The organism is Paenibacillus sp. Marseille-Q7038 (genome assembly GCF_965111595.1).
Genome location: NZ_CBCOOM010000001.1, coordinates 732183 through 753430 on the forward strand (window position 1 = coordinate 732183; position 21248 = coordinate 753430).

The window sequence follows — 21248 nt, forward strand, 5'->3', positions numbered from 1 at the left end:
AGGGTGAGGTTAGATGGACAATCCATGCGTAGCACATCGCGGATATTCTTCACTTGCTCCCGAGAATACAATAGCTGCATTTAAACTGGCTATGGAGCAAGAGCAGGTTTCCTGGATTGAGCTTGATGTGCAGCTCTCTCGTGATGGAGTTCCTGTGGTAATCCATGATTTTCGGCTGGAACGAACAACAAATGGGAGTGGCAATGTTAGAGAGCATACACTTGCTGAACTGAAGAAACTGGATGCCGGAAGCTGGAAATCGAAAAAGTATGCGGGGGAACGGATTCCTACACTGACAGAAGTGCTTGAATTGACGAAGGGGAAAGTGAAGCTTAATATTGAGCTGAAAACGGTCGGTGATATGTATCCAGATTTGGCGGGTTCCGTTATTAGAAAACTGTACGGCGTATGGAAGCCTCGTGATTATGTTATTACCTCTTTTGAGAAGAAGGCATTACGTCAGGTGAAACGAATCCATCCGGAAATTCCGACAGGGCTGATTATTAATGCATCTCCTGCAGATCTTGAAAGGCAACTTGAAGAACTAGGATGTCATTTTCTATCCATTGGATATCCTTATGTCACCAAGTCGCTAATCAAAGAGATGAACAGTAAAAAAATAAGAGTTATGGCATGGACGATTGATTCATCACGTATCATGCGTAATATTGCAAAGATTGACGAAAGTATTATGCTCTGCACGAATCGACCTGAATTGTGGAACAAGGCGAACTCTAGAAAGTTATCGAAATTATTCAAACCTTCATCCAAGTAGACATGACAAGAGGAGAGAAGAGACATGCACAAAACAATTCGAAATGTATATTGTGTGGGGCGAAATTACCGGCTTCATGCGGAAGAACTAGGGAATGCTGTACCGGAAGAACCGATGATTTTCATGAAACCATCTCATGCGCTTGTAATGATGAATGGGCAGACTCTTGCACTTCCAGAAGGACGCGGAGAAATTCATTATGAAGCAGAACTGGTCATCAAAATTGGAAAAGAGGCATGTCCTGGAGAGGTTATCAATCAAGTGGTAGATTCCTACGCTTTCGGCATTGATTTTACCCTGCGAGATGTACAGTCTAAGCTGAAAAGTAAGGGACACCCTTGGACAGCTGCTAAAGGTTTCCTTGGTTCCGCACCTATCACTGAGTTTATACCTTTTGAAGGAATAGACACGCTCATGGAATCAGACTTTACGCTGAATAAGAATGATGAAGAAGTGCAGAGGGGCAATATTCGTGACATGATCTTTAGTCTTCAGGATATCATAGATTATGTAGCCCTGCATTATGGACTCGGTGAGGGAGATATTATATTTACAGGAACGCCTGCAGGAGTTGGACCCGTTAAGTCTGGGGATAGGCTAAAACTAACCTTTGCTGGTGAAGAAAAAGGCAGTATTATTATCAAATAACCTGATGAATGACGAATGGAACTAAATAAGGGCACGCATTTGTGACTATCTTGTTGCGATTGCGTGTTTTTTTTATATTTGTCTGATCCATTAGCTGGACTGACTCGGCATGGATCCGCGTGGTATACTATTAAAATATAAAATAGATGTACAGGAGAATGGACTCTTATGGATTGGATATTGGGCACTTTATTTGCACTCCTCGTGGCTGGTGCTGCCTATAGGAAGAAATCATTGACAGGATCGGGTTTCGCTGCAGCTGTTGTGATGGGTGCAGTATACTATGGAGCAGGCAATTTATTCTGGTTTGGTACATTGCTGCTATTTTTTATTACTTCGACCCTGCTCTCGAAATATAAGAAACGTGAAAAGCGTGAATTAGAAAAATCCTATGCTAAGACAGGAAACCGGGATGCCACACAAGTATTTGCAAATGGCGGACTAGGGATGATATTAGTCATTCTATATGCTCTTTTTCCACATCCCGTGTGGATGTATGTTTTCATTGGGATCATGGCAACTGTTACAGCAGATACGTGGGCTACTGAAATTGGAAGTCTTAGCCGTAGAACACCGAGATCTGTCGTTACACTGCAGCCCGTAGCTCCTGGAGCTTCTGGGGGAGTGACGTTGACGGGTAATATCGCATCCATGTCAGGGGCACTTCTTATCGGTGTGGGGGCCTATCTTTTCTTACAAGTAACAGGTCAAGATTTATCCACTTCCTTATTGCAATATGCATTAATCGGGCTTATCTCTGGTTTCGCTGGCGCTTATCTTGATTCCCTTTTAGGAGCGACGGCGCAGCGAATGTATCGCTGTACTATATGCGGTAAAGAAGTAGAAGTGAATGAGCACTGCGGCGTTAGAACGATAAAAAGTCGTGGTTTAAGCTGGATGAGTAATGACCTTGTGAATTTACTGAGTTCCTTGTTCGGCGGAGCTCTGGCAGGTATTCTTGGATACTTTATATTTTAAAATGACAAGATTTTGTAGGGTGGTGATAAATATGGATCCAATAGACAAACAGGAAGCGATCTTGGACGCGGGGTATCATCTATTTGGAATGAGAGGTTTCTATGAAACCAAGATGTCCGAAATTGCGGATGAGGCTGGCATCGCCAAAGGGACTATTTATTTATATTTTAAAAATAAAGAAGCCCTTTTTACAGCAGTTACCCGCAGAGATTGTGAACGTTTTCTTCAGTCAGCCAGAGTTATTTTAAAAGACTCCTCTATGAACATGCAAGAGAAATTAATCATTTTCGCGCGGAATCATTTAACATACTATTATGAGCGGCGCCAGCACACAAAGCTATTTTTTATGACGCCAAATAATGATCCTGAGCTCATGAAGTACATGAAGCATTTTTTGCAAGAGTATATGTATATTGTACAAGAGATGCTCACCGAAGGCGGATTACCAGAGCCAGAACTCTATGCTGTATCTTATATTGGTATTTTAGATCGGCATAAAATGGATATCATGGTTAACCCGAATTTTGGAGCAGAGGAATTAGAGAAAAGAGTGAAGTTTGCCAGTAATTTATTCATCAATGGTTGTGGTAAAGAGCTTGCGAGTTTGTACTTCACCTAATAAACAGCACACACTAGATTCACATAAACTGAAGTAAAGTAGGTAAATATCATAATGAATATAATGACAGTTGAACATATTTCTAAGAGCTATGGAGAAAAGATTCTTTTTAAAGATGCTTCTTTTGGTATGAATGATCAAGATAAAATCGGAATTGTTGGTGTAAACGGAACAGGTAAATCAACATTTCTTCGCGTGATTGCAGGTAAGGAACAAGCAGATGAAGGTAATGTGGCAATCGGTAATCATGTACGGATTGAAATGTTAGACCAGAATCCGGACTATGACCCGGATATCACAGTATTGCAGCAAGTATTTCAAGGCGACTCTCCTGAAATGCAGGTCGTTCGCAGCTATATGGAAATTATGGAACTACTCGAACTAAAGCCAAATGATGAAACGTTGTTGCAGAAACTTACTTCGCTTAGCGAAAAGATGGAAGAACATGATGCATGGCAGCTAGAGAGTGAAGCGAAGACGATTCTTTCTAAACTTGGAATTCATCAGATTGATGCAAAAATGGGCAGTTTATCCGGTGGACAGCGAAAAAGAGTAGCGCTTGCCGCTGCACTTATCCATCCATCAGACCTATTAATACTAGATGAGCCTACAAACCATATTGATAACGATTCTGTGGTTTGGTTGGAACAGTATTTACAAAAACGCCGCGGTGCGCTTCTTATGATCACGCATGATCGCTATTTTCTGGATCGAGTAGCAAATGTCATGATCGAACTTGATCATGGACGTCTTTTCCGGTATGAAGCCAACTACACTAGATTTTTAGAATTGAAGGCAGAACGTGAAGAGAGAGAAGCGTCATCAGAGCAGAAACGGCAAAACTTATTACGAAGCGAACTTGCTTGGATTCGCCGAGGGGCGAAAGCACGGACAACAAAACAAAAAGCGAGAATTGACCGCTTTGAAAAATTGAAAGATCAGGATAATCTTCATCGTTCCGGAGAGTTGGAAATGTCGGTGGCTTCTGCTAGACTAGGCAAGAAGATTTTGGAAATAGAGCATTTGTCTAAAAAAATGGAAGATCGCACCTTGGTGGATGATCTAAGTTACATCGCGGTTCCTGGTGATCGTGTAGGTATTGTAGGGCCGAATGGTAGTGGTAAATCCACGCTGCTTAACATGATTGCAGGACAAATCCAGCCTGATTCTGGCGAAATTGTGGTAGGGCCTACCGTTAAACTAGGTTATTTTACGCAAGAACATCAAGAAATGGACGAGAATCTAAGAGTCATTGAATATATTAAAGAAGAGGCAGAAGTGATTCGTACAGGAGACGGAGAGACTATTACTGCTGCTCAGATGCTGGAACGCTTTTTATTTCCTCCTGCAGCGCAGTGGACATATATTTCCCGTTTGTCAGGGGGAGAAAAGCGTCGTCTGTATTTGTTAAGAGTCCTTATGTCTGCGCCTAACGTACTTCTTCTAGATGAGCCTACGAATGATCTGGATATCAGTACCCTTAGTGTTCTTGAAACCTATTTGGAAGATTTCTCGGGTGTGGTTTTCGTGGTATCCCATGACCGTTATTTCCTCGATCGCACGATTGACAAAGTGCTTGCCTTTGAAGGCGAGGGGCAGGTAAGAGTGCATGTTGGGGACTATTCGGAGTATGCGGAATGGCTTGCCAAGAATGGTCAAGAGCCTCGGAAAGAGTCGGTAAAGAAAGAAGTAATGATAGAGAAAAAAGAATCTCCAGTTGCATCCGTGAAGTCTGAAGATCTATCTAAAACGAAACTGAAGTTCAGTTTTAAAGAGCAACGGGAATATGAGCAGATTGATGCGATGATTGAAGCTGCAGAGCAGAAGATAGAGAATCTTACTTCTCAGATGGAAGCCGCTTTTGCTGATGCATCAAGACTTCAGGAACTGATGCAGGAACAGAAAGAAGCGGAGAAAGAGCTGGAACAGTTAATGGAACGATGGACTTATTTAAATGAACTAGCCGAGCAGATTGAACAGAACAAAAAGTAAGTGAAAAAGTATGGTCCGCAGTCCTGGAAGTACCAAAAGGGGGAGGATGCTTGTGTATCAAGAAACGAATGAACGCCTCGCATTGCTGAAGGAGAAAGGCAGATTGCTTCAAAAATGGACTTCCCGAGAAGAAAACCTGCAAGAGCTTGAAAAAAGGGCAGAAGAACTCCTTTATGTCCGAACAGAACATCTGCGTGCAGAACAAAAGGATGTGGATCAGCTTTTAAAGACTTCTTTGTCTTCATTATTTTATAGTGTGCTCGGGAGAAAAGAAGAGAAGCTGGAGAAAGAGGAGAAAGAACTTCTAGAGAGTAAAGCGTTGTATGACGAAGCGCACCGTGCTCTTGAAGATATTCGTAAACAGCTGTCTGAAGTAAGAAGCGAGATTGCAGCTTTGTATGAATGGCAGCACTGGAGACAAGAATACGATGACCTTATGGCTGACAAACAGAAAAGCTTGGTAGATTCAGATGTTTTCATTCAGAAGTGTTTGGAACATGAGGTCATGATTAAAGGGCAACTGAAAGAGATTGAGGAAGCAGTGACAGCAGGTAATCGAGTGCTTGATCGTCTTGATGAGGCAGCAGAATCTTTGAAATCAGCGGGGAATTGGGGAACCTACGATATGCTTGGTGGAGGAATGATCTCTACACATATTAAACATAGCCATATCGGGGATGCAGAGGATCATGTTCATGATGCTCAGTTATACCTTCGTAAATTTCAGGAAGAGCTTCGTGACGTCGATGTCATCCTGAACAGTAATTTTGAAATTCAAGGTATGCTTACTTTCGCTGATTATTTCCTTGATGGATTTTTTAGTGACTGGTTGGTACAAAGTAAAATCCATGATGCCCAGGATAGCGTTAGCCAAGGTATGGGAGAGGTGGATAGAGTTTTAATAAAACTAGATTCCACAAAGCAGAAACTACTCGGTGAACTCAAGGACTGGGAGGACAAGCGGAAGAGAGCGGTAGAAAAAGCGTAGCTTCTTTTTGTTGTTACTCCTGAGATAATAAATATATATAGACTCTCTAGCTCGTGAAGCGTACCCAATGGTATGTTATCGGTTATACCTTAGGGAATACTAATGCTCATTCTAAGGGCTGTTCTTCAAGTGTAAGAACTAAATCATATTATAAGATAATAAGACCCCGAGAGGGGTCTTATTTTTTAAGAAGAATGTTTAGCTCGATCATTTCCTCATGAGAAGGAGAGCCTTGTATCCTACGAATTTTATCACGCATTTTTTCTACCTTAGTTAAAGGTTGATTATTCATCATTTTTTCAATAATGATTTGTCCTAATCTTGCATCAATCTCCATATCAGAGTAATACGACAGAGTATCAATTATCGAAGCAGAGCTTAGAGTAGAAGGGCTGGGGACTTTTCCCTCTTCGAGTGTCGAAGCAAAGAAAGTCAGCTCACTTCGTAATCTACCGTTTAGGTTTTGTTGATATAACTCTTGTTCAGCGTTATTAGAATGATACTGATAAACATTAAAGCATAAAGATCCAATGAATAGGATGAGCAGAGGAATGTAAATCTTTTGCTTCAAATAAACGCCTTCTTTATGGTGTGTTTTCGTGATGATAAATTCTTATTTAATCTAAAGAGAATTACGCAGTGATGTAAGCAGCTAACAGTTTAGCTGTATTGATCACTGCTTTTTTATGTGTACGTTCCATTGCATGTGATGCATGGACGCCAGGTCCGATTAAAGCCGCACGAATATTGTTACCACCGCGTAGTGCCGCTGTAGCATCCGAACCATAGAAAGGGTAGATATCGACAGCGTAGTCGATGTCAGAAGCTTTTGCTAGTTCGATCAGCCGGGATGTCATTTCATAATCATAAGGTCCCGAAGAATCTTTTGCGCAGATCGACACGTCGGTTTCTTTACAAGTCAGATCGTCTCCAATACAGCCCATATCCACAGCAATCATTTCATCAATATCACCTGGAATATAAGCCGTACCATGTCCAACTTCCTCATAGTTACTGATTAACATTTTAACTTGGTGTTTAGGCTTCCATTGATTACTCTTAGCGGATTCTAGTAAGGCAAAGAGGGCAGAGACACTTGCTTTGTCATCCAGATGGCGAGATTTGATATACCCGCTGGCAGTGAACTCGGCACGTGGGTTAAAAGAAATGAAATCGCCTACTCCGATTCCTAGATCCAAAACATCTTGTTTTGTTTCTACAAGTTCGTCGATTCGGATTTCCATATGATTCTCTTCTCGTTTGAACTCTCTTGCACCTGCATAGACATGAACGGATGGAGCGGAAGACATAATTGTACCTGTATAGGACTTGCCGCTGCGAGTATGAATGATGCAATACTCATTCTCGATCGAATTCATCATGAATCCACCGATCGATGTTAATTTTAGCGTCCCGATTGAGGTAATGGAACGAACCATGGCACCGAGTGTATCGACATGAGCACTTAACGCGATGGTTCTGCTATTGTCCTCACCTGGAAGCGTGATAATGGTGCCGCCTTTTGCATTGCGCTCATACGTAAACCCAAGTCTCGACACTTCTGCTTCGATGATTTCCATAATGTGATGAGTAAACCCACTCGGGCTCGGCGTGTTTAGTAATTTATCGAGTAATTGTAAAGTATATTCCTCATTGATTTGGATGCTCATTGTGCGATCTCCCTTATCATGTATTTTCTCTGACACTGCTTGAAAATGCTGTAAATCATGGAGAATCCCTTGCCAATAGCGGCAAGGGATTCTTGGTATCCTATTTTATTTCGTAAGCTGTTCCATTTGAGTGATTACTTCTTCGAATACAGCCATAGCTTCACGAATCGGTTCTGGGGAAGACATATCAACACCTGCTTTTTTCAGGATATTGATAGAGTAGTCACTTCCACCGCTTTGTAGGAAGCCAAGGTAACGATCTACTGCAGGTTGACCTTCTTCCAGAATCTGTTTGGAGAAGCTTGTTGCTGCAGAGAACCCGGTTGCATATTTGTAAACGTAGAAGCTGTTGTAGAAATGAGGGATACGTGCCCATTCCATTTCAATATCCTGATCAACAACCATATCTTCACCGTGATACTTTTTGTTTAGATCATAGTAGATTTCAGAGAGGAGCTGAGGTGTTAAGGATTCTCCTTGTTCTGCACGTTCGTGAATGATTTTCTCGAACTCAGCAAACATCGTTTGACGGAATACGGTTGTACGGAACTGATCTGCGTAATAGGTAAGCAGATACAATTTCTCTTTTGGATCAGTTGATTTTTTAAGCATGTAGTCCATCAGCAGCGCTTCATTTGTTGTAGACGCAACTTCAGCCAAGAAAATAGTGTACTGCGCGTCTCTATATTTCTGTGCATGGTCTGAGAAATATGAGTGAAGAGCGTGCCCCATCTCATGAGTTAACGTGAACATGCTGTTCAAGTTATCTTTATGGTTCAGGAGTACATAAGGATGCGTGCCGTAAGAGCCCCAACTGTATGCTCCTGTACGTTTGTTTTCATTTTCGTATACATCGATCCAACGGTCGTTAAAACCTTCCTGAAGAGCATCCAGGTACTTCTCACCAAGAGGCTTCAAGCTCTCTTTAACAGTCTTTTTCGCTTCATCGTAGGAGATTTCCATTTTATATTCATCAACGAGAGGAGCGAAGAGATCATACATATGCAGTTCATCTACACCAAGCAGCTTTTTGCGCAGTTTCATATAACGCTGCAGCAACGGCAAGCTTTCATGGATGGTATCAACGAGATTTGTATACACTTCGGTTGGAATGTTGTCACCATAGAGGGACATTTCCATAACGGAAGGGTATTTACGAACGGTGGAATAGAAAATGTTTTTATTTACACTCGCACTGAGCGTAGCAGCGATTGTGTTTTTATTTTTAGCGTAGGTGCTGTAGACTGCTTTGAATGCTCTTTCACGCACTTCGCGATTTGGATTTTCAAGAAACTGAATATAGCTGCCATGAGTCAATTCAACTTCATTTCCATGCTCATCCTTGATTTTTGGGAATTTAAGATCAGCATTATTCAACATGCCAAAAATCGTCTGCGGAGCTTGAGACAAGTTACCAACTTGAGCAAGTAAAGCTTCTTCCGCTTTCGATAGAACATGTGCTTTTTCGCGTTTCATCTCTACTAACGTGAATTGATAAGGTTTAAGAACAGGATTTTCAATAAAAGCATCCAGTTCCTTATCCGGTAAAGCAAGAATTTCCGGAGTCACAAAAGATAAAGATTCACTAACCTGCACACTCAATTTCTTTGCCTTTTGAGAAAGTGCTTGATATGTAGGATTTGCCGTATCTTCATCATGATGCATATGAGCATACACATATAAACGTTCTGTTTTGAGAGAAATATTATCCTCGAGTTCAAAACAGGATTTTACAGCTTCCGCTTGACTTAGTTTACCTTGGAATTCTGTTGCTTTCTTGGTCAAGGTTTTGACCTCTTCATATTCTTTATCCCAAGCAGCTTGATTCTCAAATAAATCCTGCAGGTTCCACTGATCCTCTAAAGGTACTTCACTTCGTTTCACTACTTTACTCATATTCATCCTCCTTTGATGATCATTAAATAAAGACGGGCCGGAACGGTCAGCTTGTGCTTGAGCAGGACCATTCGTAATTAACAGACTGGCGGCAAACACAAAGAGCAATGTCTTTCTGGCATACACTAGCGGTTCCTCCTTAATATAAGGCACTAAACCATAGTATGACCGTTCCGGTAATGAAATATTTGAAAGGAAGTAACCGCCAGGGTACCAGGTAAGCGGTTAGCTGCCCATTGTTAACAAACTGTACATAATAAGGAAGAAGGCGAACGCAATTATTAGAATAGAAATTATAGCTAGCGGCCTACGAAGTCTTTGTGGAAGCGAATCTTTTTTCACAATAATGACAACGCCGAGCAGGAAGGCAGAAACAATAAAAATAAGTATGTTACTGCTAACATCCATATATTTTATACCTCTTTGAAAGCAGCCATGATTTCAGCCCATTCTTCTTCTCTGTCTACAAAATCTTCTTTAGGAAAACGATTCTTGGCCCAATGCATAAGAGCGGGTCTACTCATAAACGTGTGGGTATCTTCTCCCCACTGATCAGAGATTTCACGAAGTACGATATAACGTCCTTGTACTTCTACAGTCATCATATTCCATTTGTCTTTTTTATATATTTGATGTTTTTTAATCATGTGCATTTCTCCATTTGCGGTTTTGGTAAAATGATACCTTACCCAGGTTCCAGAAGCAAATTATTTTATGGTTTTGATCAAAACAGTAATTGCATTGTAAAAACTTATGCAGTATAATATAGACATTCGCCATAGATGGCGGCATTTTTAGGAGGTTGTTCATTTGAAAGGTACAGTTAAATGGTTTAATGCAGAAAAAGGTTATGGTTTTCTTCAAGTTGAAGGCGGCGACGATGTATTCGTTCACTTCTCCGCTATTCAAGGAGACGGATTCAAAACTCTAGAAGAAGGTCAAGCGGTAGAATTCGAAATTACTGATGGAAACCGTGGTCCTCAAGCAGCTAACGTAATCAAACTTTAAGAATTTTTCCGTACTTATCGGATTTCTTATACAAGTTTGTTTGAATCGTGTATTGAAAGCGCAGTTTTCCCGATCAGGGGAGCTGCGCTTTTTTTGGTTGTCCCTGTGATTATATTCACACATGCTATACTAAAAATGTGATAAAAAATGGACAGAGGGCTTATGTTCGATCAATATAAATAAGTGACTTAGATTATTTGTACAAAATGGCATGTCATATTATAATGGGTATTGGTTTGAACAGGTATGAATATGTAAAGAACAAAGTGGAGGCACCGTCATTTGATTAACCAAAAACAAAGTAATCGTAATGTTCCACGGGGGCCCATTGGACTAATGAACCGGGTATACAGACATATCTTCCCGGGAGTAAGACAAGAACTTAGTCGAATTAAAATGAGAGCAGAAGAGATTCCAGACCCGGAGCTTAGAACACAGGCACTTGCCAGTATTGAAAGCAAACAGTTTCACTGCGAAGGAGGCGCTATTTATGCAGCCGCCAATTTGTCGATGAAGGATATCCTTATTCCACTCATCGTATCGTACCAAACGATCAGTGATTATTTGGATAATTTATGCGATCGAAGCACTTCCATGGATGCCGAAGATTTTAGGCTGCTACATAAATCGATGCTTGACGCGGTTAATCCTGACGCGAAATTAGTAAATTATTATGCGCTTCGTAAGGAACAAGAAGATGAAGGATATTTGCATAGTCTTGTATCTACTTGTCAATCCTGCTTAAAGAGGTTACCCGGATATTCGGCTGTTCAACCTTATGTTCAGGATTTGGTAGGACTCTATGTCGACTTACAAGTATACAAGCATATTAAGCCTGGACTTCGTGAACAAGCTTTACTCGATTGGTGGGAACTTCATAAGCAGCGCACTCCGGAATTAGAATGGAATGAGTTTGCAGCAGCTACGGGTTCAACACTAGGGGTATTCATGCTTTTCCTTGCTGCTACAGACCCACATCTAGATGATGTTGAAGCTTCCTCTATTCATGCATCCTATTTCCCGCATGTGACAGGGCTACACATCATGCTCGATTATTTAATCGATCAGGAGGAAGACAGACAGGGTGGAGATCTTAACTTTTGTAATTATTACGAAAGTGAGAATGAAATGATCGAACGTATCGCTTATATTGTCGATGAGGCTCGTAACGACGTTTCGCACATTCCTGCAAGTTCTTTTCACCGGATGATTATCGAAGGACTGCTTGCACTATACTTGACTGATCCTAAGGTCAGCGAGCAGCAGGAGGTTCGTTCCGTCTCCAAAAGGTTACTAAGAAATAGCCCGTTAACTAGACGCTTTTTCTTGGTCAATACCAAATGGATCCGTAAACATATGTATGAGAAATAAGAGGAGGAAATCATAATGTCAGCAGTCAAAAAAATAGCAGTGTTAACTAGTGGGGGAGACTCTCAAGGTATGAACGCGGCTGTTCGTGCCGTGGTACGTAGTGCACTTTTCTATGGGCTTGAAGTATGTGGGGTTCAACGTGGGTATCAAGGTCTTCTGAATAACGATATACGTCAAATGGATCTTCGTAGTGTTGGAGATATTATTCAACGCGGAGGAACCGTGCTTCAATCTGCACGTTGTAAAGAATTCATGACACCAGAAGGTCAGCAAAAAGGTGCGGACATTTTAAGAGAACACGGAATTGATGGTCTTGTCGTTATTGGTGGGGATGGATCTTATCACGGGGCTAACAAGCTGAGTAAACTCGGAATCAATACTATGGCTCTCCCTGGTACTATCGACAATGATATCTCTTATACGGATTACACGATTGGTTTTGACACAGCAACAAGTATTGTTGTGGATGCCATTAATAAACTTCGTGACACGATGTCTTCTCATGAACGTTCTTCTATCGTAGAGGTTATGGGTCGTCATTGCGGCGATATCGCTCTTCATGCGGGACTAGCATCTGGTGCTGAAACAATTTTGGTTCCAGAAGTACCATTTGACATGGACGAAGTTGCAAATCGGATGAGATCCAATTTTGAGCACGGTAAACGTCACAGTATCATTGTCGTAGCTGAAGGCGTTGGTAAAGGTGAAGATGTGGCTAAAGAAATTATGGAGCGTTGCCCAGCGTATGAGCCACGAGTAACCGTTCTTGGCCATATTCAGCGTGGGGGTACGCCAACTCCTTTTGACCGTAACCTTGCTAGCCGTCTAGGCGATTTTGCTGTTCGTAGCTTGATAGAAGGTGAGTCCGATAAAGCTTGTGGGATTATCAATAATCAATTGACACTTACAGACATCGACCTAGTAGTTAATACGAAAAAACCGATTAATATGGAATTGTATAATCTTGCACTTCGCCTTTCACAATAACCTATATAAATTAACCAAAAAGCTGCTCAGTGAATACCTTTCGGTACACTGAGCAGCTTTTTTTACTTGCTCGTTAATTTTTGATTGTATCTTCGTTGTATTTTAACAAGACGCCATAACAGAGCGAATGCACCGCATCCAAGACCGGCGATGAGACCGATCCAGTACCCGTAAGGCCCGAGAGTTGTATAAGTAGCGGTTATAAACCCGACTGGCAGTCCAATCACCCAAAAAGCGATAAAGGTAATGATAAAAGCAGGGGAAACATCCTTGTATCCTCGTAAGGATCCTTGAACCGGTGTGGCTACAGCATCTGAAATTTGGAAGAAGACTGCATATACTAAAAAATGCTGAATCAGATCAATGACTACCAAATCGGTTGAATAAATACCAGCAACCTGCTCCCCGAATACGATAAGTACCACAGCAGTGAGTAATGATAACGTTACAGCACTGCCAATTCCGATAACGCTGTATTTCTTGGCATCCTGTAGTCGTTTTGCTCCGACCTCAAAACCGACCAGAATCGTGAGTGACATACTGATACTAAGAGGAATCATGTACAAGGTAGAAGCAAAGTTTAAAGCAGCTTGGTGGGCTGCAATTGTTGCTGTATCAAATCTACTCATAAATAAGGTGACGGCTGAGAATACAGAGGTCTCAAAAAATATAGCGAATCCAATGGGTACACCAATCGTCAAGAGCTCTTTCCATTTATGAATAGAAGGACCATGCCACTTCCGAAATACGCCATACTCGGTAAAAGGGCGAATACGATGCACTACAACGATGGAAATGAAGAAAATAATCCAGTAAGTACATGCGGAAGCAACACCCGCACCAACCCCGCCTAGACGAGGGAACCCAAAATGACCGAATATTAATAAATAATTCAGCAAGATATTGATTGGCAAAGAAATGAGCGTAATGATCATCGTTATTCTTGTTTGGCCAAGAGAATCCATAAAGTTACGAAGAACGGTATATCCAAAGAGCGGGATAACCCCAAATGAAATGGCGCAGAGGAAATAATAAGCTACTGTTTGAACCCGTTCTTCAAGGCTCATGAATTCCAAAATAGGGCCAATGACGAAACTTCCCACAATAAGAATAAGGATCGCGATGGTAACAGCAAAATAGAGTGCCTGTATTACGTTGAAACGCACATCATTCTTGCGCCCGCTGCCGATCAACTGAGATACAATCGGTGTAATTCCCATCAGAATACCGCTGAGACCAGTTTGAATAGGAATCCAAAGACTCGCTCCGATGGCTACACCTGCTAAATCTTGTGGGCTAAAGTGCCCTGACATATTGGTGTCGAAAAAAGTAATTGCCGATAACGAAATCTGTGTAACGAGGATCGGGAGCAAAATAATAAGAAATTGCTTCCATTTTTGCGATGTAGTGAATGTCTGATTCATGTCTATTCTCCATTTATTTTTTTATCTAAGATTTGTGAATGCACACAAAGAAATATTTTAATGGATGTACGGAAGATTGAACAGAGTAATTTCTTTCTATAAAAGTGAAAAAGAGAAGGGAATTAAACTAAAAAAAACCGCTATGCCGAAGATCGGCGATAGCGGTGGCGTGCGGTTTTATTGTAAATACATATTGTCTTGCTGTTCACAAATACTGTACTGAATGATTTCCATAGCATCCTCTGGTTCCAAAATCCCGAATCCATCCCGAAGCACAATTAACGAATTGAGTTCATGTTGCTTTAAAGTGGGGAGCATTTCTGGAAACCATTTCGAGACGATATCAGACAGTTTTACCCTTTCCATTTCCACAAATAATCACCCTTTCCTCACTTAGAATCATTCAGCAAAGAATCATTCATTGCCTGGAAAAGCCATGTGCTTGGTGAAATTACGGATAGACAAGATAAGCTCTTGAGAACATGGGTTGCAATACGAGTATGCATTCATAGTATACCACAAGGCCCTTAAATATTACACTTGACAAACACCCTAATTCTTCCTAAAAGAACCCATAATCCCAACGGTTTCTACAATGTTAACAAACGCTTTTGGATCGGTATCCTTAATAATTTGTTTTATTTCGTCGAGCTCATATTTAGTCGTTACGGTCATCAGCATATCTTTTTCATGATCAGTGAAGGCACCTTGTGTTTTGATTTTGGTGACTCCTCGCTGTCTTGGCAACAATTTTTCTAGCATGATATCTGTCTCATTGGTAACGATAAATAAAGTCACTTTCACATGCCCGATATGAATAAGGTCTATAATTTTGCCTGTGATGTAAATGGATAATACAGAGATTAAGGCAATATTCCAGTCATCATTCAAATATCCGGCAAGCATAATGATAATTCCGTTCATGCACGCCATAATCGTTCCAATTGGAAAATCTCGGTACCGGGTAATAATGGAAGCAACGATATCCAGTCCCCCAGATGATCCTCCTGCCCGGTAGGCCAAGCCAGTTCCTACACCAATCAGCACCCCGCCAAATACGGAAGAAAGGAGGGGATCTACTACGACGGCAGTTACAGGTACTAAATTTAGCATCCACGTCGTCGCTATAACATTCACAATGCTAAAAGTGATAAACCTTCTACCGAGCATAAACCAACCGGCAACAAGGAGTGGAATGTTAAAAGCAAAGTACATGAAATTAAAATTCAGACTGGTAAAGTATCCGATCAGCATGGATACACCAGAAATACCCCCACTTAGAAGCTCATGAGGGATTAGAAAAAGATTGAAGCCTGCTGCAATAATGGCACCGCCAATAAAAACTAGAGCGGATTTTGTAAGTAATTTAAACACATTCTCACCTCAACAATAATTCATATTATAATGCTAGCTGGTAATTGTAAATCGTTTTGTGATATAATATTGTTTAGATGTTCTTGAGTAGGTCGCTTTTTTCGGAAAAAGCATGTTTTGTTTTCAGCAAGTTTCAATTAAACATCATATGTAGTTTAGTCAATAATAGAGAGAAAGTATTCTCTAAATTATTGAAAAAGGTGAAATCGTGCAGAAAACTCGCATGATCAAACAGCCAATAAATGTAACGCTACTTAAGAATACAGATAAACGAAGTGGATTTGTCCACATGTCCACCATATAAAAGGAGTTTGAAAAAATTTGACAACTTTCTCAGAATTTAATTTGGAACCTAAGGTTCTACAAGCTATTACAGAACTAGGATTCGAAGAAGCAACACCCATTCAATCTAAATCGATCCCATTAGCACTTGGCGGAAGAGATTTAATTGGACAAGCACAAACAGGTACGGGTAAAACTGCTGCATTTGGTATTCCACTGATCAGCAAAATCGACAAAACGGACGAAAAAATTCGTGCACTGATTATGGCTCCTACACGTGAACTTGCCATTCAGGTAGCAGAAGAAATCGAGAAACTTTCTCGTTTTAAAGGAATCCGCACTCTTCCAATCTACGGCGGTCAAGATATCGTTCGCCAAATTCGCGCTTTGAAAAAGAAACCACAAGTGATTATCGGTACACCAGGTCGTTTGCTTGACCACATCAACCGTAAAACAATCAAACTTGAAGATGTACAAACTGTTGTATTGGATGAAGCAGATGAAATGCTCGATATGGGTTTCATGGAAGATATTCAATCTATCCTGAAACAAGTACCAAAAGAGCGTCAAACGATGTTGTTCTCGGCTACAATGCCTACTAACATCCAAAAGCTTGCACAACAATTCTTGAATAACCCAGAACACGTATCTGTTATTCCTAAACAAGTAAGCGCACCGCTTATTGAGCAATCTTATATCGAAGTGCCTGAACGTCAAAAATTTGACGCACTGAGCCGTTTGCTTGATATGGAATCTCCTGAGCTTGCTATCGTATTCGGTCGTACGAAACGCCGTGTAGATGAGCTTGCAGAAGCTTTGCAAAAACGTGGATACTCTGCAGATGGTCTTCATGGTGACCTTTCTCAAAATCAACGTGATGCTGTAATGCGTAAATTCCGTGATGGAAGCATTGATGTACTTGTAGCTACAGACGTAGCAGCTCGTGGACTTGACGTTTCTGGTGTAACGCATGTAATTAACTTTGACCTTCCGCAAGATCCTGAGAGCTATGTTCACCGTATTGGTCGTACAGGCCGTGCAGGTAAAGAAGGTGCAGCTTACTCTTTCGTGACTCCGCGTGAGATTGATCATTTGCACTTCATCGAGCGTGTAACTCGTCACCGTATTCCGCGTAAACCGCTTCCTACACTTGCAGAAGCAATTGAAGGTAAACAACGCGTAACAGCAGAGCGTCTTCTTGAAATTGTACAAGATGGCGAACTTAACGAGTACAAAGGAATCGCTATTCAAATGCTCGAGCAGTACGACTCTGTACAACTCTTGTCTGCAGCTCTTAAACTCCTTACAGGAGACAAGAAAGATGCAACAGTTGAACTTACACCTGAGGATCCGATTCGTGCTAAACGTCGTAAACCAGATGTTCGTTCTAGTGGACGTAAGCCTTCTGGCAGCTACGGTGGTAATCGCAGCGGCGGATACAACCGTAGTGGTAGCGGCAGTGGAAGCAGCAGCAGTAGTAGTAACCGAGGCGGATACAGCAGTGGTGGACGTAAAGAAGGCGGATATAATCGTGACCGCGATCGCGATCGCAGCAAACCGCGTTCATACAGCAACAATAACAGCACTACTGGTAGCAGCAGCAACAACAGCGGTGAGCGTAGACCTCGTCGTGAAGATTCATCATTTGAATAAGATACAAAAAGAAGACGAAGCATATTATGCTTCGTCTTTTCTGTTATTTAACAGAAGAATGTTTTAGAAATAATGACAAGCAGGATGAATAAGACAAGGATTGTTCCTGTGGAGTACCAATCAAACCCACCTGTACCACAACCGGCAACAACAGGACCATAGCCGTAAGACATTGCGTTCACCTCCTTACAAACAGAAGCTTGCTTTGCTCTTGAATTACACGTTATTCTATGGACGAATCAAGAAAAATGACTAGATATATGCCTAACAGTCTAATAAATAGGCTTCTATCATTATATTTCGGTAAAATACACATATTTTTATAAATGGAAAGCCTCGTATTTGTTCGAGATGCTAGCTTTTCATTATAGTTATGCGGTATAGTTACTAATAGAGATCACGAATAACTCTGGATTTTCTTGAGCGGTCATTTTACATTATGAATGGATATTTTTATGCTAACAGAGCTGCTTCGCCTTGTATTCATACATAATATAAAGCGCTACTCGGATTCGAGAATCCGCATCTAAGATGATACATGGGGCTAAATTTCGGTATTATTGGAATTTTTCCTGTGTGTAAGGAGGAGAAAAATTTTGGAGTTTAAGGGAGCAATGGGAGGCATATACCGCCTTACGGAATGGATTAGTAGATTTGCAGGGGCGAACCTATTATGGGTGCTCTGTGCTTCACCATTCTTTTTCTTTACGATTGTGAAGATTCTCGTTATGGGTCAGGGGATGACGAATGAATCAGTACAAATGAACTGGGCTATCGCAATTGTGGCACCGTTTACATTCTTTCCTGCTACAGCGGCATTGTTCAATGTAGTTCGTAAATGGGTTATGGGGGATGCTGATGTCCCTGTATTCAAAACCTTCTTTGCTGGTTACAAAGATAACTTCAAGCAAAGTATGTTAGGCGGTATTTTCTATACCATTCTATTTATTGTGATGTATTTGGATTACACCGTTTACATGACACAATTTAAGAATTTGCAGTTGATTGGTATTATTATGCTGATTCTATTATTATTACTTGGTGTTTCGATGTTTAACTTCTTTTCGATGGTGGTTCATTATCACATGTCGATCGGATTGATTCTTAAGAATGCGGTGCTCATTACGTTAATCCGTCCCTTCCGTGTATTCTCAACTCTGCTTGGAGCGGGATTAGTAAGTTATATTGGTGCACAGTATCCAGCATTATTCTTTTTCTTTATTGGCAGCATAATTGCATGGTTTGCATTCTTTAATTTCTACGCTACTTTCACCAAGATGCAAGAGCAAATAGAGAAAATGCAAGCGGATCAAGAAGATGAAGAGGGAATTCAAGAAGAACCATCTTCTGACTCACGTGCAGAATTGAAATAAGAAGAGTCGTGATGATTAGCATATTCTGTTTTCTTATTTACATTTACATGGAATAGCGCTATAATTGTTTCTACATCCTGCGATGTTCGTATCGGTTATTCGTTGTTTTTGAACCAATGACTATGTCTCGGGAGATCAAACGAGGTGCGGCTGAAACGCCCTGTCTATATGACATGGGGACTTCATAAACAGCTCTGAGATCACCCACCTGCTATCGCAGGTTCAGAAGACAATATAATCGGACGGCATTTGCGGGAGTCCTTTTTAGGATTTAAGAAACATCTCCACGTACTCTGTAAGGGTGCTTTGAGATGTTTTTTTTGGTTGTATTAGAAATGGTGAATAGACAGCAGCTCATCAGTCTTCCCGTTCTAAATACGAATGAATTTCATTATAATTACATAGGTTGTTTCTGCTCTCTTTTGTTCTGCGATAGAGAATGTTACACTAGATTCAGAAAAAGGGAACGGTTATATATAAAGGGGGAAGGGTCTTGTCACTCAAAAGAACACTTGTCGGTATTATCCGCAGTATGGAGGGAACAAGCGATCGAGCTAAGGATCCCAAAATGAAAACGCGTTACTATAACTTGTCTAGAGACAAGGCATGGGATGAAATTTCTTCTCTAATGAAGAAGATCCCTGGCTACAAAGTACTTCATGAGGTACCTTCTGTTGGTGAAATTACGATGGAGAAACGCACTACATTTGGTCGTACATTAGACATTACGGTTACTTTAATTCAAGTAACACCTGTCCGCACGGCAGTTGATATTTATTCTGCTTCCAAAGGTTCATTAGGGGATCTTGGAGCGAATTATCGAATTATACTACAAATTTTTGATATTATTGATAAGAAGCTTTCCAGGTATAGAGTGACCGGAGAATAAAATAAAAGCGAGCAAGGACAAGTCCTCGTTCGCTTTTTTTGTATGACAGGAATTACAGAAGTTTTTTCACTGCTTGAATAGCTGTTTCATAGTTAGGAGGCTCTGTCATTTCTGCCAGGTACTCTACATATGTAATTTTGTCGTTCGCATCAATGACAAAAATAGAACGCATATCAAGTTTGAATTCTTTAATGAGAACACCATATGCTTCACCAAAGGAGTTAGTTTTGTAATCCGAAAGGGTTACCACTTTATCCACGCCTGCCGCACCGCACCAACGAGCTTGTGCAAAAGGCAGATCCGCGCTTACGGTTAAAATGACTACATTCTCTCCAAGAGAAGCAGCTTCTTCGTTGAAACGGCGAGTTTGTGCATCGCACACTCCTGTATCAAGTGAAGGTACGACACTGATTAGCTTGATTTTGCCAGCATAGTCAGAAAGATTTACTTCTGTGAGCAAGTCTTTGTTTAATGTAAAGTTGGGAGCTTGATCTCCCACTTTCAGTTCGGGTCCGATCAGTGTGAGGGGACTACCTTTAAATGTGGCTACGCCACTACGTTCTTGGGACATCTATGTCTACCTCCTTGAAATTGGTTATCTTCATACTTATCTATTATAATCGTATTAGCAAGTTCATGTCCAATGCAGGGCATTTAAGAAAGGGTGCAGTTATGATTTTTTTGCGTTATGAAAACTGGAAAGGTTACATAAAGTATTATCCGATAACCACGATACTACTTGCAGCTAACGTCATTATGTTTATGGTGTTACTGTTTAATGGGGGATCAGAGAATCCATTCACCTTATTGAAGTTTGGAGCGTTAGCTAATATCCCGCCATTCAATGATGAAGTGTGGCGTTTATTTGCTTCGATGTTCCTTCATTCTGGATTCGATCATTTGTTCTTTAATTGTTTTGCTTTACTCGTATTTGCACCGCCCCTAGAACGATTGCTGGGTCCTTGGAAATATGCTTTTTTATACCTAGCAAGTGGTTTGATTGGTAATTTGATCACACAGGGTTACTATAATAATCATTCTTCAGCAATGTTCTCAGTGGGTGCGTCAGGAGCAATCTATGGGATCTATGGTGCATTTTTATATATAGCCATTTTCCAGCGTAATCATATGGATGAAGCCTCAAGAAAAGTGATGTATACCATTTTAGGATTTGGTATTATTTTTTCATTGGGTGTAGCCAATATTAATTTAGTTGCTCATTTTGGTGGGCTGATTGCTGGCTTTTTCATATACGGTTTGTTAATTAGATTATTTAAACCGAAGCATCGTTGATTCATTCGTGCTTGCATGATACAGTAGA

General features: G+C 40.9%; 23 protein-coding genes and 1 other RNA gene. 14 read left to right on the forward strand and 10 right to left on the reverse strand.

The window, feature by feature from the left end; all coding sequences use genetic code 11:
* The first annotated feature begins 13 nt into the window (after nucleotides 1–13).
* The 6 genes from ACWPWY_RS03590 (at nucleotide 14) to ACWPWY_RS03615 (ending at nucleotide 6000) form a co-directional block, all read left to right on the forward strand.
* The gene (locus tag ACWPWY_RS03590; protein ID WP_454190426.1) at nucleotides 14–775 is read left to right on the forward strand and encodes a glycerophosphodiester phosphodiesterase; all 762 of its coding nucleotides are present in this window, start codon (nucleotides 14–16) and stop codon (nucleotides 773–775) included.
* A 24-nt stretch (nucleotides 776–799) separates the two neighbouring features.
* Nucleotides 800–1423, forward strand: a complete 624-nt coding sequence (locus tag ACWPWY_RS03595) for a fumarylacetoacetate hydrolase family protein (RefSeq protein WP_454190427.1) — start codon at nucleotides 800–802, stop codon at nucleotides 1421–1423.
* A gap of 168 nt (nucleotides 1424–1591) precedes the next feature.
* The gene (locus ACWPWY_RS03600) at nucleotides 1592–2401 is read left to right on the forward strand and encodes a DUF92 domain-containing protein (protein ID WP_454190428.1); all 810 of its coding nucleotides are present in this window, start codon (nucleotides 1592–1594) and stop codon (nucleotides 2399–2401) included.
* Nucleotides 2402–2432: 31 nt separating this feature from the next.
* Complete coding sequence (locus ACWPWY_RS03605; RefSeq protein WP_454190429.1) at nucleotides 2433–3020, forward strand: TetR/AcrR family transcriptional regulator; 588 nt, start codon at nucleotides 2433–2435, stop codon at nucleotides 3018–3020.
* A gap of 54 nt (nucleotides 3021–3074) precedes the next feature.
* Nucleotides 3075–5012 (forward strand): ABC-F family ATP-binding cassette domain-containing protein, encoded by a 1938-nt coding sequence (locus ACWPWY_RS03610; RefSeq protein ID WP_454190430.1) that lies wholly within the window; start codon nucleotides 3075–3077, stop codon nucleotides 5010–5012.
* A 52-nt stretch (nucleotides 5013–5064) separates the two neighbouring features.
* Nucleotides 5065–6000 carry a hypothetical protein gene (locus ACWPWY_RS03615; protein WP_454190431.1) on the forward strand — a complete coding sequence of 312 codons (936 nt, stop codon included), beginning with the start codon at nucleotides 5065–5067 and terminating at the stop codon, nucleotides 5998–6000.
* A 178-nt stretch (nucleotides 6001–6178) separates the two neighbouring features.
* On the opposite strand, the gene ACWPWY_RS03620 is transcribed toward ACWPWY_RS03615, so the two are convergent.
* From ACWPWY_RS03620 to ACWPWY_RS03640, 5 genes are all read right to left on the reverse strand, one after another.
* Entirely contained in the window at nucleotides 6179–6571 is a 393-nt protein-coding gene (locus ACWPWY_RS03620; RefSeq protein WP_454190432.1) for a hypothetical protein, read from the reverse strand.
* 61 nt (nucleotides 6572–6632) lie between these two features.
* Entirely contained in the window at nucleotides 6633–7670 is a 1038-nt protein-coding gene (locus tag ACWPWY_RS03625; RefSeq protein WP_454190433.1) for a M42 family metallopeptidase, read from the reverse strand.
* Between the two features lie 105 nt (nucleotides 7671–7775).
* Nucleotides 7776–9566 carry an oligoendopeptidase F gene (pepF, locus tag ACWPWY_RS03630; RefSeq protein ID WP_454192783.1) on the reverse strand — a complete coding sequence of 597 codons (1791 nt, stop codon included), beginning with the start codon at nucleotides 9564–9566 and terminating at the stop codon, nucleotides 7776–7778.
* 225 nt (nucleotides 9567–9791) lie between these two features.
* Nucleotides 9792–9974, reverse strand: coding sequence for a hypothetical protein (locus ACWPWY_RS03635; protein ID WP_454190434.1), 183 nt, complete (start codon nucleotides 9972–9974; stop codon nucleotides 9792–9794).
* 5 nt (nucleotides 9975–9979) lie between these two features.
* Nucleotides 9980–10213 carry a hypothetical protein gene (locus tag ACWPWY_RS03640; RefSeq protein ID WP_191798086.1) on the reverse strand — a complete coding sequence of 78 codons (234 nt, stop codon included), beginning with the start codon at nucleotides 10211–10213 and terminating at the stop codon, nucleotides 9980–9982.
* Between the two features lie 163 nt (nucleotides 10214–10376).
* Here ACWPWY_RS03640 and ACWPWY_RS03645 point away from each other — a divergent pair, with 163 nt between their 5' ends.
* The 3 genes from ACWPWY_RS03645 (at nucleotide 10377) to pfkA (ending at nucleotide 12932) form a co-directional block, all read left to right on the forward strand.
* Entirely contained in the window at nucleotides 10377–10574 is a 198-nt protein-coding gene (locus ACWPWY_RS03645) for a cold shock domain-containing protein (RefSeq protein ID WP_160033010.1), read from the forward strand.
* Nucleotides 10575–10910: 336 nt separating this feature from the next.
* Nucleotides 10911–11945: a tetraprenyl-beta-curcumene synthase family protein gene (locus tag ACWPWY_RS03650; RefSeq protein WP_454192784.1), complete on the forward strand. Its 1035-nt coding sequence runs from the start codon at nucleotides 10911–10913 to the stop codon at nucleotides 11943–11945.
* 15 nt (nucleotides 11946–11960) lie between these two features.
* Nucleotides 11961–12932 carry a 6-phosphofructokinase gene (gene pfkA, locus ACWPWY_RS03655; protein ID WP_454190435.1) on the forward strand — a complete coding sequence of 324 codons (972 nt, stop codon included), beginning with the start codon at nucleotides 11961–11963 and terminating at the stop codon, nucleotides 12930–12932.
* Nucleotides 12933–12994: 62 nt separating this feature from the next.
* Here the strand turns inward: pfkA and ACWPWY_RS03660 are convergent, their stop codons facing one another.
* The 3 genes from ACWPWY_RS03660 to ACWPWY_RS03670 all read right to left on the reverse strand — a co-directional run bounded on the left by ACWPWY_RS03660 (nucleotide 12995) and on the right by ACWPWY_RS03670 (nucleotide 15730).
* Nucleotides 12995–14356, reverse strand: a complete 1362-nt coding sequence (locus tag ACWPWY_RS03660; RefSeq protein WP_454190436.1) for an MATE family efflux transporter — start codon at nucleotides 14354–14356, stop codon at nucleotides 12995–12997.
* Between the two features lie 177 nt (nucleotides 14357–14533).
* The gene (locus tag ACWPWY_RS03665) at nucleotides 14534–14722 is read right to left on the reverse strand and encodes a hypothetical protein (protein ID WP_454192785.1); all 189 of its coding nucleotides are present in this window, start codon (nucleotides 14720–14722) and stop codon (nucleotides 14534–14536) included.
* Nucleotides 14723–14908: 186 nt separating this feature from the next.
* The gene (locus ACWPWY_RS03670; RefSeq protein WP_454190437.1) at nucleotides 14909–15730 is read right to left on the reverse strand and encodes a YitT family protein; all 822 of its coding nucleotides are present in this window, start codon (nucleotides 15728–15730) and stop codon (nucleotides 14909–14911) included.
* A 321-nt stretch (nucleotides 15731–16051) separates the two neighbouring features.
* Here ACWPWY_RS03670 and ACWPWY_RS03675 point away from each other — a divergent pair, with 321 nt between their 5' ends.
* Nucleotides 16052–17665: a DEAD/DEAH box helicase gene (locus ACWPWY_RS03675; protein ID WP_454190438.1), complete on the forward strand. Its 1614-nt coding sequence runs from the start codon at nucleotides 16052–16054 to the stop codon at nucleotides 17663–17665.
* A gap of 47 nt (nucleotides 17666–17712) precedes the next feature.
* Here ACWPWY_RS03675 and ACWPWY_RS03680 read toward each other — a convergent pair whose 3' ends face one another.
* Entirely contained in the window at nucleotides 17713–17838 is a 126-nt protein-coding gene (locus ACWPWY_RS03680) for a hypothetical protein (RefSeq protein WP_454190439.1), read from the reverse strand.
* Between the two features lie 423 nt (nucleotides 17839–18261).
* Between ACWPWY_RS03680 and ACWPWY_RS03685 the strand changes: the two genes are divergently transcribed.
* From ACWPWY_RS03685 to ACWPWY_RS03695, 3 genes are all read left to right on the forward strand, one after another.
* Entirely contained in the window at nucleotides 18262–19038 is a 777-nt protein-coding gene (locus ACWPWY_RS03685) for a YesL family protein (protein ID WP_454190440.1), read from the forward strand.
* Between the two features lie 71 nt (nucleotides 19039–19109).
* Nucleotides 19110–19299: non-coding RNA, 6S RNA (gene ssrS, locus ACWPWY_RS03690), on the forward strand.
* 232 nt (nucleotides 19300–19531) lie between these two features.
* Nucleotides 19532–19927 (forward strand): DUF1499 domain-containing protein, encoded by a 396-nt coding sequence (locus tag ACWPWY_RS03695; protein WP_191798105.1) that lies wholly within the window; start codon nucleotides 19532–19534, stop codon nucleotides 19925–19927.
* 52 nt (nucleotides 19928–19979) lie between these two features.
* On the opposite strand, the gene tpx is transcribed toward ACWPWY_RS03695, so the two are convergent.
* Complete coding sequence (tpx, locus tag ACWPWY_RS03700) at nucleotides 19980–20498, reverse strand: thiol peroxidase (RefSeq protein WP_454190441.1); 519 nt, start codon at nucleotides 20496–20498, stop codon at nucleotides 19980–19982.
* 101 nt (nucleotides 20499–20599) lie between these two features.
* Here tpx and ACWPWY_RS03705 point away from each other — a divergent pair, with 101 nt between their 5' ends.
* On the forward strand, nucleotides 20600–21220 hold the full coding sequence (locus tag ACWPWY_RS03705; RefSeq protein ID WP_454190442.1) for a rhomboid family intramembrane serine protease: 621 nt from the start codon (nucleotides 20600–20602) through the stop codon (nucleotides 21218–21220).
* Nucleotides 21221–21248 lie beyond the last annotated feature (28 nt).